The 14,639-nt window shown below is 43.0% G+C and carries 14 protein-coding genes; 1 reads left to right on the top strand and 13 read right to left on the bottom strand.

Annotated elements, in window-relative coordinates; genetic code table 11:
* Positions 1 to 4: 4 nt before the first annotated feature.
* The 6 genes from rng to BCU68_RS15285 form a co-directional block, all read right to left on the bottom strand.
* Positions 5 to 1,474, bottom strand: coding sequence for a ribonuclease G (gene rng, locus BCU68_RS15260; protein ID WP_102565598.1), 1,470 nt, complete (start codon positions 1,472 to 1,474; stop codon positions 5 to 7).
* A 22-nt stretch (positions 1,475 to 1,496) separates the two neighbouring features.
* Positions 1,497 to 2,084: a Maf family protein gene (locus BCU68_RS15265; RefSeq protein WP_102565599.1), complete on the bottom strand. Its 588-nt coding sequence runs from the start codon at positions 2,082 to 2,084 to the stop codon at positions 1,497 to 1,499.
* 22 nt (positions 2,085 to 2,106) lie between these two features.
* Positions 2,107 to 2,595, bottom strand: a complete 489-nt coding sequence (gene mreD, locus BCU68_RS15270; protein ID WP_102565600.1) for a rod shape-determining protein MreD — start codon at positions 2,593 to 2,595, stop codon at positions 2,107 to 2,109.
* Entirely contained in the window at positions 2,585 to 3,472 is an 888-nt protein-coding gene (mreC, locus tag BCU68_RS15275; protein WP_102565601.1) for a rod shape-determining protein MreC, read from the bottom strand. Before mreC ends, mreD begins: the two co-directional genes overlap by 11 nt.
* 69 nt (positions 3,473 to 3,541) lie before the next feature.
* Positions 3,542 to 4,585 (bottom strand): rod shape-determining protein, encoded by a 1,044-nt coding sequence (locus BCU68_RS15280; protein WP_102565602.1) that lies wholly within the window; start codon positions 4,583 to 4,585, stop codon positions 3,542 to 3,544.
* A gap of 149 nt (positions 4,586 to 4,734) precedes the next feature.
* Positions 4,735 to 8,751: a DUF6701 domain-containing protein gene (locus BCU68_RS15285; RefSeq protein WP_102565603.1), complete on the bottom strand. Its 4,017-nt coding sequence runs from the start codon at positions 8,749 to 8,751 to the stop codon at positions 4,735 to 4,737.
* A gap of 229 nt (positions 8,752 to 8,980) precedes the next feature.
* Here BCU68_RS15285 and BCU68_RS15290 point away from each other — a divergent pair, with 229 nt between their 5' ends.
* The gene (locus BCU68_RS15290; RefSeq protein WP_102565604.1) at positions 8,981 to 10,477 is read left to right on the top strand and encodes an alkaline phosphatase; all 1,497 of its coding nucleotides are present in this window, start codon (positions 8,981 to 8,983) and stop codon (positions 10,475 to 10,477) included.
* A gap of 101 nt (positions 10,478 to 10,578) precedes the next feature.
* Here the strand turns inward: BCU68_RS15290 and BCU68_RS15295 are convergent, their stop codons facing one another.
* The 7 genes from BCU68_RS15295 to BCU68_RS15325 all read right to left on the bottom strand — a co-directional run bounded on the left by BCU68_RS15295 (position 10,579) and on the right by BCU68_RS15325 (position 14,639).
* Positions 10,579 to 11,031 carry an MSHA biogenesis protein MshP gene (locus tag BCU68_RS15295; protein WP_102565605.1) on the bottom strand — a complete coding sequence of 151 codons (453 nt, stop codon included), beginning with the start codon at positions 11,029 to 11,031 and terminating at the stop codon, positions 10,579 to 10,581.
* Positions 11,021 to 11,761: a prepilin-type N-terminal cleavage/methylation domain-containing protein gene (locus BCU68_RS15300; protein WP_102565606.1), complete on the bottom strand. Its 741-nt coding sequence runs from the start codon at positions 11,759 to 11,761 to the stop codon at positions 11,021 to 11,023. The genes BCU68_RS15295 and BCU68_RS15300 overlap by 11 nt, the downstream gene beginning before the upstream one ends.
* The gene (locus tag BCU68_RS15305) at positions 11,761 to 12,303 is read right to left on the bottom strand and encodes a prepilin-type N-terminal cleavage/methylation domain-containing protein (RefSeq protein WP_102565607.1); all 543 of its coding nucleotides are present in this window, start codon (positions 12,301 to 12,303) and stop codon (positions 11,761 to 11,763) included. Before BCU68_RS15305 ends, BCU68_RS15300 begins: the two co-directional genes overlap by 1 nt.
* On the bottom strand, positions 12,300 to 12,836 hold the full coding sequence (locus BCU68_RS15310) for a prepilin-type N-terminal cleavage/methylation domain-containing protein (RefSeq protein ID WP_241901388.1): 537 nt from the start codon (positions 12,834 to 12,836) through the stop codon (positions 12,300 to 12,302). Before BCU68_RS15310 ends, BCU68_RS15305 begins: the two co-directional genes overlap by 4 nt.
* Before the next feature lie 184 nt (positions 12,837 to 13,020).
* Positions 13,021 to 13,485, bottom strand: a complete 465-nt coding sequence (locus BCU68_RS15315; RefSeq protein WP_102565654.1) for a type II secretion system protein — start codon at positions 13,483 to 13,485, stop codon at positions 13,021 to 13,023.
* Between the two features lie 49 nt (positions 13,486 to 13,534).
* A complete protein-coding gene (locus tag BCU68_RS15320; RefSeq protein ID WP_102565608.1) occupies positions 13,535 to 14,092 on the bottom strand; it encodes a prepilin-type N-terminal cleavage/methylation domain-containing protein in 558 nt (185 codons plus the stop codon).
* A 79-nt stretch (positions 14,093 to 14,171) separates the two neighbouring features.
* Positions 14,172 to 14,639 (bottom strand): hypothetical protein, encoded by a 468-nt coding sequence (locus BCU68_RS15325; protein WP_102565609.1) that lies wholly within the window; start codon positions 14,637 to 14,639, stop codon positions 14,172 to 14,174.

Raw genomic sequence — 14,639 nt, forward strand, 5'->3', positions numbered from 1 at the left:
CCCATTACATCATTACGACGTCAAATTGTTCTTGAATATAAAGAGGCTCAGCTTGAATACGAACCTGTTTACCAATAAAGATTTTCAGCTCGGCAAACGCATGAGACTCGTCCCCTTCTAATGTCTCAGTGACAGCAGGTGAGGCATAAACCACAAACTTATCCGCATCGTAAGCGCGGTTAACACGAGTGATCTCACGTAAGATTTCATAACATACCGTTTCAACCGTTTTCACACTACCACGACCTTCACAGGTTGGGCAGCTTGAACATAAAACATGCTCGATACTTTCGCGGGTACGTTTGCGGGTCATTTCAACTAAACCAAGCTGAGTAAAGCCGTTAATATTGGTTTTTACTCGATCTTTATTTAGCGCCGCTTCCAATGAACTGAGTACACGTTTTCGGTGCTCATTTTCCATCATATCAATAAAGTCGATAATGATGATGCCGCCTAAATTACGTAAACGCAGCTGACGAGCAATCGCCTGAGTTGCTTCAACATTGGTATTAAAAATGGTGTCTTCTAAGTTACGGCGACCAACAAATGCTCCGGTATTGATATCAACCGTTGTCATGGCTTCGGTTTGGTCGATAATTAAATAACCGCCCGATTTAAGCTCAACTTTACGATCTAAAGAACGTTGAATTTCATTCTCGGTATCGTACATGTCAAAGATAGGTTTATCACCTTCATACAACTCAAGTTTAGCAGTAAGCTCAGGGACATACTCAGAAGTAAACTCTTTTAAATTTTCAAATTCGAGTCTGGAATCGACCTGAATTTTAGCTAAATCAGTACCGACAAAATCACGTAAAATGCGCTGCGCTAACCCTAGCTCACCATATAAAGTAGAACGGGTTTTATACTTAGCACGACGCTCTTTGATTTTGCTCCATAAGCGTTTTAAAAAAGCGGCATCTTCCGATAACTCTTGGCTCTCAGCCCCTTCTGCTGCAGTACGGATAATGAAACCACCATCATCATCACAATGACGTGAAACCACTTTTTTCAAACGATTACGTTCAGCTTCACTGTCGATACGCTGAGAAACACCGACATGGCTAGCACCCGGCATAAAGACGAGATAACGTGATGGGAGGGTAATATCTGTGGTTAGACGTGCACCTTTAGTGCCTAAAGGATCTTTAACCACTTGAACAACGATATCTTGCCCTTGGCGTACAAGCTCAGAAATATCGCGAACTTTAAACTGTTTTTTCTCATTTTCAGCGACACACTCAGTATGGGGTACAATATCTGAGGCATGTAAAAAGGCCGCTTTCTCTAAACCTATATCAATAAAGGCAGCTTGCATCCCAGGTAACACACGGCTCACTCGACCTTTGTAGATGTTACCAACAATTCCACGTCGAGCATCGCGCTCAATGTGAACTTCTTGCAGAACTCCACCTTCGATCATGGCCACGCGAGTTTCACTCGGGGTCACGTTTAATAGCAACTCAGCACTCATTAGCGCACCTCAATATTATAAATTATAAGAATTCGTGCAAGAGCTGATCAGTTTCAAATAAAGGTAAGCCGACGACGGCGTAATAACTACCTTCTATTCGGGTGACAAAACGCCCCCCTAATCCTTGAATACCATAACTGCCCGCTTTATCGCATGGTTCACCCGATAGCCAATAGTTGTGGATCTCTGGCTCACTTAACGGTTTAAACCAAACGTCAGTCGTAACGACAACCGACTTTTGTTGTTTCGCTGAGACAATACTGACCGCAGTCATCACTTGATGATCTCGTCCGGAGAGCATACTTAGCATGCGTAATGAATCGCTGTAATCTTTTGGCTTTTCAAGAACCTCGCCATCACAGACCACGACAGTATCGGAACCGAGAACCAGAGAGTCAGGTGCAGAATGACGCAATCCTTCTGCGGCTTTTTGTTGTGACAAGCGTAGTACGTAATCATAAGCTTGCTCATCATCTTGCTGCTTTTCTTCGATATCAGCATGAACAATAGAGAAAACATAGCCAAGTTGAGAGAGTAATTCTTTTCTTCTTGGTGAAGCAGAAGCCAATACTAACGGTTGGCTTGTGGCTAATAAATGGTTCTCTTGCATGCGTTAATCCCTTCTCTATAGGCTATCTAATATGCCAATGGCGTCGTACTCGGCGCATTAATAAAAACACCCAAGGCCATAAAATACCATTAATTAAAGAACTCCACAGCAGTAATGGATTAAAAACAACATCTTGTATTAAATATTCACCAAAAAATACTAAGACTTCGAACATTGCCGACAATAACGTAATAATCAGCGCCTGCTGCCACAATGCCATATTGCGAATCACAAGGAAGTTCAGTGCCATGACGTAAATGATGATCGACATCATCATACCACGCACACCAAGGGTCGAACCGATTAATAGATCCCATAATAGACCTAAGATTAAGGCACACCCCACATTCACTCGGTTTGGTAGTGCAAGCACCCAATAAGCACACACTAAAAAGAGCCAAGTTGGGCGCATTAAATCAAGACTACCCGGCCAAGGGATTGTTTGCAGGATAAGGGCCAATAGGAAAGAGGCCCCAATAACCATACGACTGGTCATAAAACTACTCGACATCTTTTGCTCCTAATTCACCACGTCTTGCACTGGAGTCTACCGCCTGGCGCTGACGATGTTCATCAGGCCAAATCAACAGCAGGTAACGCAAGCGGTCAAAATCAACCACAGGTTCAGCACTAATCGCTGCAAATTCACGTCGGGTATCATGGTTAACAGAAGTTACGTGACCAACAGGATAGCCTTCGGGATACACTCCACCTAGCCCTGATGTCACCAGCAAGTCCCCTTCAATAATATCGGTACTGGTTGGGATGTGCTCTAACTGAATTTCGTCAATATTGCCATCACCTGAGGCAATCACACGGATATCATTACGAATCACTTGCACAGGAATGGCATTACTCGCATCGGTAAGCAATAAAACCCGACTGTTATGAGCACCAACAAAAGTCACTTGCCCAACGACACCTTTTTCATTCAGTACCGGTTGGCCTTCGTATACCCCATCGGTACGACCTTTATCGATCACCACTTGATGACGATAAGGCGATGAGTCAACCGCCATCACTTCTGTCACCGCTTTTCTTTCATCACGAACAAAAGAAGACCCCAATAGCTTACGTAAGCGTTGGTTCTCTTCTTTATATTGATCAAGCAGGATAAGTTCGCTTTTAAGACGTAATACTTCACGTTTATAGCTGTTGTTGTCTTGTAATAGCCCTTTACGAGTATTAAAACGATCATAAACGCCATCAAACATACTACGAGGTAGGTTTGATGCATATTGAATAGGAGCGACAAGGCTGTTGAGAAGATAGCGTACATTGGAGAATGTATCTAAACGACTATCAGCCAGCATAAGACTGGCTGATAGTGTTATCGCAAAAAACAGGCGCAATTGTAGAGATGGGCCTCTACCAAAAATCGGCTTCATTCTATATTGATCCTAGCTGGTCAGTTGATCTAACCACACTCATGCGAGGCTAAGATCAACTCGATACCATTATTCTTCGCTAAAGAGATCGCCACCGTGCATGTCGATCATTTCTAGTGCTTTACCGCCACCAAGAGCAACACAAGTTAACGGCTCTTCTGCAACCACAACTGGAATGCCAGTCTCTTCGGTTAGTAGACGATCAAGATCTTTCAATAAAGCGCCGCCGCCAGTCAATACCATACCGTTTTCTGAAATATCAGAAGCCAACTCTGGTGGACACTGCTCTAGTGCAACCATCACGGCAGAAACGATGCCAGATAGAGGCTCTTGAAGGGCTTCAAGGATTTCGTTTGAGTTAAGGCTAAAGCTACGTGGAACACCTTCCGCAAGGTTACGACCGCGAACTTCAATTTCACGAACTTCATCGCCAGGGTAAGCTGAACCGATTTCGTGCTTGATACGCTCTGCCGTTGCTTCACCAATTAAGCTGCCGTAGTTACGACGAACGTAGTTGATAATGGCTTCATCAAAACGGTCACCACCGATGCGAACAGACGAAGAGTAAACCACACCATTTAGTGAGATAACCGCAACTTCCGTTGTACCACCACCGATATCAACGACCATAGAACCCGTTGGTTCAGAAACACGCAGACCAGCACCAATCGCAGCAGCCATAGGCTCATCGATCAAGTAAACCTCACGAGCACCAGCACCTAACGCTGATTCACGGATAGCACGACGCTCAACTTGAGTCGAACCACAAGGTACACAAACCAGTACACGTGGGCTTGGGCGTAGAACACTGTTATCGTGAACTTGCTTAATGAAGTGTTGAAGCATTTTTTCCGTCACGTAGAAGTCAGCAATTACGCCGTCTTTCATTGGACGAATAGCGGAAATGTTACCAGGCGTACGACCTAGCATTTGCTTAGCGGCATGACCAACGGCTGCAACACTTTTTGCCGTACCTGAACGGTCTTGACGAATAGCGACAACAGAAGGTTCGTCTAGAACGATGCCTTGACCTTTAACATAAATAAGTGTGTTGGCAGTACCTAAATCAATCGATAAATCGTTTGAAAACATGCCACGAAGCTTTTTAAACATATTCTTCGTTCATCCTGCAAGAAATTGAAGATAATAATTGCTCTAAATGTACCAATGCCTTGCCGTCACAGCAAGGCATTGAAGCCTAAACATAGCACTTAAGCGGCTATTTTTTACAGATTCCTAACTTAAGGGCAAAAAATATGACTTTATTGCCCGGTTAAACCGTCCTCACCACGGAAGATGATTTTATCGTTTCCGCGAAAAATACCAAATGTCACTAACGCTGAAGGATCTTCATCGCCATTGCCCTGCCAATTATAAATTAGCCAAGGTTGGGCTCCATAGCCCTGATCCCAGAGACAATCTAAGTTAGAGTGATTACTGTTGCCTTGGCGTAAATAAATTCGCACTTGTTCACGCTGAGCAAGCATCGGATCTTGCTTCGCTAATACAGCATCTGACTGACCGCTAACCACGGTGGAAATACTGGTTGAATCATCGCTATTGGTTAAGAAAGCACTGCTGTCTGAGTCCTCGCTCCAAATCCATTCACTACAGTAATTGTCAGTATCAAATTGGCTCGCATTATCATCGCTATTGGTGACAAACTGATTACCATTCCAAAACTCAACAGTGAGTGGAATCTTTAGTGTTTCACCTGCCGAACCACCAACATCGAATAATCGCATACGCCCATAGCGCACAGGAGGTTGACCATATTGAACATTAAGAAGGTTACTTGATGCCTGTGGGAATACTTGGCTAGTTTGTCCATTGTCAAAGTTCGCAGAGTCTGGGGCACTGATGGTTAAGCCCAAGTCCGTCATGCTACTGCCTGAATCATCGGTATTAAAAGGGCCATCCGCCTCTGTTTTCAAAGGGGGGTCGGATGATATGCTTCGTAGCCAACTCACTTCATCATTACTATCAAAGTCGACACTCCACTGTGACCCACTTTGACCATCAGACTGCCAATAACCTACCGATAAATCCAGTTCAATACGCCCATCATTAATGCTGTCATCTTTAAGCTCAAACTCCGCCTGATAAGCGGCAGAGAATAGATAATAGTTATTCACTAAAGTGGCTGTGGAAGGGTTATTAACATCGCCCGAATAAGCATTGACAATAATCTCTAAACCTTCAAAGTTTTGGTCCATGTAAGTCACATCACCTTGGTTGCTCGGTGATGTCCATTTTACGGAATCAATGGAGAAAAAGGCTGGATAGAAGCGACCAATACCACGAAATCCAGGATTGATCGTCATACCAAGGTAGTCATTTTCAGCGCCCACCCTTAAGCGTACACTGCCCACTTCATCCCAGACTAAGCCCGAGTAATCGTAATACTCTCCATAGACACTATCGTTCGCTGTAGCAGTATTCAAGCGGTCATCATTACCCGTTAAAGTACCATTGATACCACCAGAGTTAGCACTTGGCGTCTCCACCTCATGAGTCATCATTAACGTGGTAGCAGGTGCGTTGTCATGGTAGAAATTTTGCGTCACCCATTGCGCCTGACAATAGCTATTCTGGCTTTCAATCTCTGCCGTTTCACTGCCTTCATGCCAAACAATCGGTAACACCGCTAAATCAAAAGGTACGCCTGAAGCGGAAAAATCAACGCCTGAACTAGAAGTACCTGACATATCGGTACCGGTGTCAGGGAGTGGGCAAAGCGCAAAGGTCCATGGTCTGGATTTGACTTCAAAGCTGCCGGTTAGCACTCGATCTGCATCATCCCCCTCTATCGGACAATCGTCATAACCTGTGCAATCAAAATCATCATCAGTTAATGTCACTAAAAAGACACCAGATTCATTAATGGATAAATCCGCCTCCTTCGCTTCACCACTGGAAAAAGTCGGGGCATAATCCAATCTGCCATTATCCCCTCCACTTGGCTGAGTTACGCTATGGGTAATGGTTGGAGAACCTTGATAATTCGTTGCGGTGAGTTCATTACCACTTTCATCACAAGCCAGTACTTTTGCATCCACTTGATAGGGTTTCCCGGCAATAACCTCTTGATCATCAATAGCAATTTTAAATGGCACATACTTAAACGTCGCACTAACAGGATCGATACCTGCCGCGTTTAAGGTTGCTGTAATGGTGTAATCTTCATTAAGTTCTACTTGGGAAATACCACTCTCTTCAACACTTACAGCAACGGTGAGTAAACCTTCGTCATTGGTCGAATAAACCTCACCTGATTTACTGCCATTGCCCCCCAACTCAGTCGTTAAATAATCACTATCTCCCGAGGTGGTTTTATATAGCTCAATGACAATATTGGTACTAATAGGAAGGTTATTGTTGGTCGCTGTGATATCAAAGGTTGGTTTATCATCACCACACATTAAAGCGAGGTTTGTTGGAGGGGAAATAGTGATTTCATAGTCATCGGCAGGTTGGAAGCAGTGGTTATCAGTGGCAATGAGCTGTGAGCTATTAGCCATTTCTAGTGACTTAGCTGTAATCGCTCCACGAACGATCGAACTATTGCTCAATTTAACTTTTGCTTCGCTATATAATAAGCCTGTGAATTCACTGGTATTATTAAAATCGACCTGAATATCATCACTTACACCATGAACTAGAACAATGAGTTGACCGCTACCAATCTCTTTAAAGCTAGTACCTTGACTCATTTTCAGCGTTTTAGTGTGAATCGTTACCGTTTCTCCATCTGGTATTTCAATGATACCTGCATTATGAACCTCAATATCAGCAACCCAGTAAGTCCCACTATAAAAAATAGCTGTACTATTTTTCCCAACTCTTAACTGTTGAAGAACATCGTCATTTTTTAACTCGAATGCTTCATCTGCATTCGATAAATCAACCACTACATCTGACGTTCTAAAGCTTTCTAGCTCTTGTTTTTCGACCATTAAGCCAGCATCACCAATACAGTCTTGCCCATCACAATTAGCTTTATTTTTAATCTCTATTTTATCATCATTAAAGCCAACAACGCGTTGACCATTAATCAGCTGTGTTCCTATTATTTGAGTCGTATTAGACATAGATAGTAATTGCTCATCATTACCAACCCATGTCTGTGCTGGTGACGGAAACAGTTCACACACCTCATCTAGCGGTGGTTTTTCAAATAAGAAGTAAGAAAAAGGTTCAACGACATGCCCTCGTTCATAATCTTGATGCATGTCTTCTTCATTAATTAATGCAACCCCTGTCGTCGAGACTGAACAGCGGCGCAACCAACCACCATTGTTACCATTACGAGTCCGTTTCGATGCTAATAAAATAGGCACAGAATTAAAGCCCTCCGCAGTGAATTCACTCACTTGCGTACAGCCTTCTGTAATGGGTTCAATCAGTCGATCATCACTGTTTAAAGTATTTTGTGTACTGCCTTGCCCTAACCAAAATTTACGCCCATTAACAAAGCCCTCTCCAAGCCCTGCGACAAACGCGACAGACTCGGAAGCCATCGGTCTGTTATTAGGGGCATTCGGCGTGACTTCTGAGCGATCCAGGATTAAGTCAAAGCCATCTTCATCGGGTTGATACGCTATCGCCGTTAACCATAATGGCTGATTATTTACTTGATTATTAATAGATTGAATTTGAACGAGAACACCAGGGTCAGATGTAAAATCACTCGAATTTTCATCATAATCACTAAAATCAACCGTAAGCCTCTGATTTGAGCCACCTGATGAATTCGAATTGGAGTAAGTCAGATTAGAGCTAACTGTACCTGCCACAATTTTGGCACCATTATCAAATTCAATGACACCAGGCTCAATAACAAAGTAATCAATATCACTCATTGGTGCAGGCTGATATGTCACATCAATACCGGCTCTACATCGCCATTGATCAGCATTATTTAGACCAATTTCATCACATGCAGCATCATAAGAAGGAAGAAGTTGTTCTACACTGGCACTTTCTGTACCAACAGACATAATGCGCAAATCAGAAGGGTATTCCGTCTCTTTTGGGTTGGTATCCCAATTCGATCGACTGGCATCGATAGTCGACATGACAAACACTAATGGAGCTTCAGTGTAGGTATTTTCAAAGGTTATGGTACAACTAACGGTACCGTTAGTTTCAGGGCAATCCTCCGCTGGAATGGTACCAAATTCAAATTGCGGCGTATCAGCATGCGCAATAGAAAAAACACAACAGCCCAATAGCAGCAGCCATGACCAAAGCAGCGACAACATCCTTTTATACCCCATTACTCTCTTCCTTCACCCCACAAGTTATCTACAACACAAATATAACACAACACGATGCAGTACAACATGAGGCAACCTTCTGTAAACAATATTACTTACATTGGTTTCACTCTTGTTTTCTATTTAAAGTTCATTGCACTGTAAAGACTCGAAACTTTAACTTACCAGTAACTATTCTGTAATCTGGATCGGATTTAATGATTGCACTTACGAAAAGGAGTTACAAAAAATGTTCCCAACTAAAAAATCATTTAATCTTAGTATCATTGCATTATCTGTCGCTTTTTCACTTACGGGTTGTAATAGCAGTTCAGATAGCGACGACAAAACTGAACCAAAAGCAACGAATGTTATTTTGATGATCACTGATGGTGCAAGTGACGGTGCATGGGATATTGCAACTTACTACTCTCATGGTGAAAAAGCTAATGATGTGTTCCCTTACGATCAATTAGATACACGTATAGGAATGAGCACGTTTGCTTTAAACGCAGGCAGTGCTGCTGATAGCTGTGATAATGAAGTTGCTGAAGTCGGTTATGAAAAAGATAAAGCTTGGGATGATACGCCCGTTGATTCTGACTCTAGTACGTATGACCGTGTGTTTGCTGGTTATCAATACCTTAATACAGACTACACTGACTCGGCAGCAGCGGGGACGGCATTGGCAACGGGGACTAAAACTTACTTAGGTGGCATCGCTGTTGATTACTGTGGTCGCCCACTAGAGTCAATTACTGCGATTGCAAAAGCCAATGGTTTAGCAACCGGTATTGTTACTTCTGTACAATATAACCATGCAACACCAGCAGCCTTTTCTGCGACCAACGTTAGTCGTAATAATTACACTGATATCGGTCATGATATGTTAACTAATGGTAAAGCAGATCTAATTATGGGTGCGGGTCATCCAAACTTTAGCAGTAAGAGTATTCCTCGTGATGCGAGTAACTTTAATTACGTTAAAGAGTCTGACTGGGTAGCACTGACTAATAATGCACTGAAGCCAATTGGTTCAGATTTAGCATGGAACTTGATTGATGAAAAAGCTGATTTTGAAAGGCTAGCAAATAATGAGTTCGGCGATGATATCATGGGCGCTCCGTTATTTGGTTTAGTGCAAAACAGCTCAACATTACAACAAAGCCGTAACTGTGAAGATGGTCAAGATGCTAATGTTGCATTCGACTGTACTTACTTAGATGCAACACCTTCACTAGAAACAATGACTCAAGGCGCACTTAACTACCTATCTCAAAACGAGAAAGGCTTCTTCATGATGGTAGAAGGCGGCGCGGTTGATTGGGCTGCACATGCGAGAGACTCTGCACGTATCATTGAAGAGCAAATTGATTTCAATGACTCTGTTGCAGCGGTTGTTAACTGGGTAGAAGAGAACAGTAGCTGGGAAGAAACACTACTTATCGTAACAACGGACCACGGTAATGCATACGTTTTAGGTGGGACATCAGATCAAAATGCTTATGCACCAGTTGAAAACCCTGGTCAAGGTAAGATGCCAGAAGTGAAATACTTCAGTGGTAGCCACACGAACGAATTAGTACGTTTCTACGCTAAAGGTAATGGCGTTGAAGGTCTTGCTGATTTAGTTCAGGGTACTGATGCTGGTTATGTTGAACATTACCAAAATGAAGGCTCAACGGGTGACTACATCGATAACACCAATACGTTTGACCTAATGAAGCAGGTTATTACTCAACCTTAAGCAATACCATATATCTTATGTTGAGATAGCTACGATAGAATATTATCCCCGGTCTTATTAAAGATTGGGGATTTTTTGTTTCATCAAGAGACACCATCCTTTTATGCCCCATTACTCTCTTCCTTCACCCAGAGTTCTTGATTACGGCGCACTTCACTTTTGCCGCTGCCACATATTGCTGTGGACTTAAGTTTATAAAATGTCTCTTCGTTTAAAGTGCCAAACTCATCACAAACTAGTGTGATCGTATGGCAAGGGATATCGGTTAACAGAGCTTGTGGGGCGCTTGAATTTGGAATGCTCACACAAGCACTACTCACGGCTGAAGAAGCACCAAGTGGGTACATTTGAGTTAACGCCCATTCATTACTTGAGTGCGCCAACAACCAAGCCTGAGTGCCTAGCTGCTCTTTAGTTAATGCATCATGATTCGACCATTGAATGCGCCCCAAGAGCATGGCAAGAAAGCCCATTACCGTAATGACAAAAATCGCGACAATATACAAACTGCCACGTTGCTTTCGAGGTGAAGCTTTCCTTGCTTTATGGGACATTAAACACCTGCACGTCTTGTTGGTAATTACTGCTTTCATCTTGTTGAGTAAAGACAAAACTTAAACTGACCAGCCCAGCTTTATGCAGCTCTGGTGGCGTATAAGTAAAATCGGCACTGGTAATGCTATCGGCAACCGTGATGAAGTCATTAGAAGAGTCAACTTGACGAGATAGCTCTTGCCCCGTTAGACAGTACTTCACTTTTTCATCAAAGATATAGTGACGATCGGCAATCGAACGACCCTTTAATGAGGTATTCTCTAAAGTATAAATAAGATCCTCAGCCTGCAAGTCACCGACAGGATGAATATAGTCACTATCTATCAAGTCTTCTTGTCGAGTAGGGTTAATCACTAAGGTTAAGTCGGCAGGTAAAATATTATCGTCAGCAAGGCTATCAGAACCAATCAGAAACTGAATATCACTGCCTATCTCAGCATAAAAACCAGAATAGACGATGGGATAAAATGAGATGCATGGTTGACCCGCTAAAATTTCAACCTCTATACTATTAGGCACAGCATGACGCAGTTCACGGGTCATTTTTTCGATGGTGAATTGCGCTTGAGTTTGAATGCGTTGTCTATCCACAGAATCGATAAAACCACGCGTTCCTAATTCGACAAAGCCAGCAATACCAAGCACTAACACACCCCCAACAATAATGGTGAGGATCAGTTCGACCAATGTAAAACCTTGCTGCTGAGATGTGCCTCTTGCCGCTCGCATTAGTAGTTACCTCGATACGCAATCAACTCAAACTCAATATGACGACTGGCCTTCACCGTTAAGGTGATCTTTTTCATCATATCGTCACTTGCTACTAACTCTGATGTCGCCTCAACTAGTTCAATGTTGATCAGCACGTGCATGTTTTTATATTGCTGATAACTATCTTCAAACAACATGCTTAATTCATTTTGCGGCTCTGCTGGATAGTCACTGCATTGAGTGATATCACTGCCATACCAGCAGCCTTGATAGTCATCGATGCCATCAAAAGTTAAGCTGCCACTTGAGCTTGCACACACTAAACCATTTTCACCACAGCGCACCGCCCCACCATCAGCGCCACTGTTTGCGGCGAAGTTTTTCGAGAGAATTTGATCCATTAAGCTTTGCCCTAAAGCCACACTACGCGTTTGATAATGCGGATCAGCAGAGCGCTCGATTTGTGGGAAGAGTAAACTGGTTAAAGTGATCATAGCGATCGCCATAATGACCATCACTACGATACTTTCGATTAAGGTAAAGCCAAGTGTGCGCTTCATTGGCAACCTCCTTTGCTCACGTAACCTTGCGAGTTGATGCACAGTGGTGCGTCTCCACCAGCGGTATGTAAAGTGATATCAACGCCACTGGACAAGGCTAATAAAGGATTGCCGAGTAAGTCAAAGGTAACCAGCCCTTGACCACTGTTAATTGAGGCGCTGATAGCAAGGTGATCACTGGCGCTGTCTTGATTCTGGTTTGTGCATGCGTAGACGCTACCTAAGCAGTTGGGTGACACTTCTAACTGGGTGCGCTGGCACATATTACTTAGCGGGTTACTTGGGGTGCTGAGATCAGGATCGCATTCGCTATCAGCATAGTTGGTTTGCATACGGGTGAGTTGCACTTGACGAATGATAGAGATGGCCTGATCTTGCAATGGTCCAGCAGAAAAACTGGACACACCAATATATCGGCTCGCCGCGTAGCTTGATATGATAGCAACAAGAATGATCACCACAATCAGCTCGACTAAAGTAAAGCCATGCTGTCTGTTTTGTGCGCTCGATGTTGGGGTGATCATGGGCTTCATTGCGTACTTCCTGTTGCAAAATGGTCATGTCATTTGCAGGTTAACTGGATGTCTGCAGCATCGGTTCAACCGTGTTCGAACATGCGGTATTTTTACTTGAAGCTATCAGGTAGGGTTAACTTCAAGTAAAAAAGGCCAACTTAACGATAAGCTGGCCTTTCACGTTGACGAGGCAACTTAACGATTAGTCACAGTCTTTTACTTCAATTGTTGGTTCTGCTGAAGCTGAATCTGCTTCTGTATAAGCTACATAACATTTATCAGTTACTGAACTATTTGAAAATGAATAGTATATAGCACTAGATGCTGGTGAATCTGGTGTTATTATTTTCCAATCCTCAGAAGCCAGTCCACTTACCGCATTACCAATACCAGCTGATGTTGCCGCTGGGTAGCCAAATGCTAACTTGATACTATCAACTGCAGCGCTAGCATCTGATGAGTCGAGAGCTTCAACACCATTAATCGCTGCTTTGCCGTAAACGATACCAGCTGCGCCAGCCATTGCGCCCTTAAGACCTTGCAGTGATGAATTACGTGCATCATCTTGTAAGTTTAAAAAACGCGGTGCTGCTGTTACGGCTAAAATGCCTAGAATAACAATAACCACGACCAATTCTATTAACGTAAAACCATTTTGTTTTTTCATATCCATATACTCTAGCTATTTAAAATTAAACACATTTATAAAAAAGAACTTAGTCTTTTAACACCACGTTTACGCTGCCATTTTTCACATCGTAATCGAAATAATGAGCTTTGCCTTCGTTTTGCGTATAGCGACATACACTGTCAGTGTTGGGTACGAGTTCAGCAAAGTATTTAATGCCACTTTCCGATGACGTAGCAAGCGTCACTTTTGGTGGGTTCTGTAATAAGGTTTCCATCAAGCGAATACATCTATCAGCATCAACTGTCACAAGGTAGCTATCAGACTCACCCGTCTCGTCACCTTTAACAACAGCAGGGTAACCATCACGGTAATCAGGTGTTGAACTTGTTGTAAGCCAGAACTCCTGCCCGTCATAGTCGACAAGGTTGTCACCATTCGCATCAACAGGGCGAGCTTCGGCTTCCCATTGTGCACGAGCCGATAAAACAGCGGTTGCAAAACCACCCGCAACACCTTCAATACTGGCTTGCTTAGCTTGGTCAGTCACATTCAAAAAGCGTGGTAAAGCGGCAGCCGCTAATAAACCCAACACCACAATCACGATGACTAATTCAACAAGTGTGAAACCTTTTACTCTATTCATTTAATTATCCTTAACTATTAAGCGCTTGCATTATAACCTGATGTAAAATTAATTCATTATCTAACGTCAAATAAATCACTCACGACAAAAAAACAACACTTACTCGTATACTATTGATTTTATCAACAATAATCACAACTTCTTCATTGATCTTAAAATGACATCGATAGCTTTCCTCTCTATCTACCTCATCCTGCGTTACCTGCGCATCATCGAAGTTATTTGTCGGTAGTGTCAGCAGGGTTAACAAAAGGTTACAATTGTTTTTACCACTCTTTAATGGCTTGATCCAGCCTTTACTATCAAAGTTAACTTGTTGTTCATAAAAAAAAAGTGATGCTGGTTGACCATTCAATTGCCACGCTTCATGGTATTGGTTGGCTTGCCTTTGCATTGCGTTCGCCAACACCATACCTTGCACGCGTTGCGCCTCATCTTCGGTTGTGCGCCAAACGTGCAAAAAGAGAGCAATACACAGCAAGACAACGCTATAAGCGACTAACCTGCGCAGCCAAACTAGATTCAACAACGCATAGAATCGATCCAT

This window comes from Vibrio sp. 10N.286.49.B3 (genome assembly GCF_002873395.1).
Lineage (GTDB): Bacteria > Pseudomonadota > Gammaproteobacteria > Enterobacterales > Vibrionaceae > Vibrio.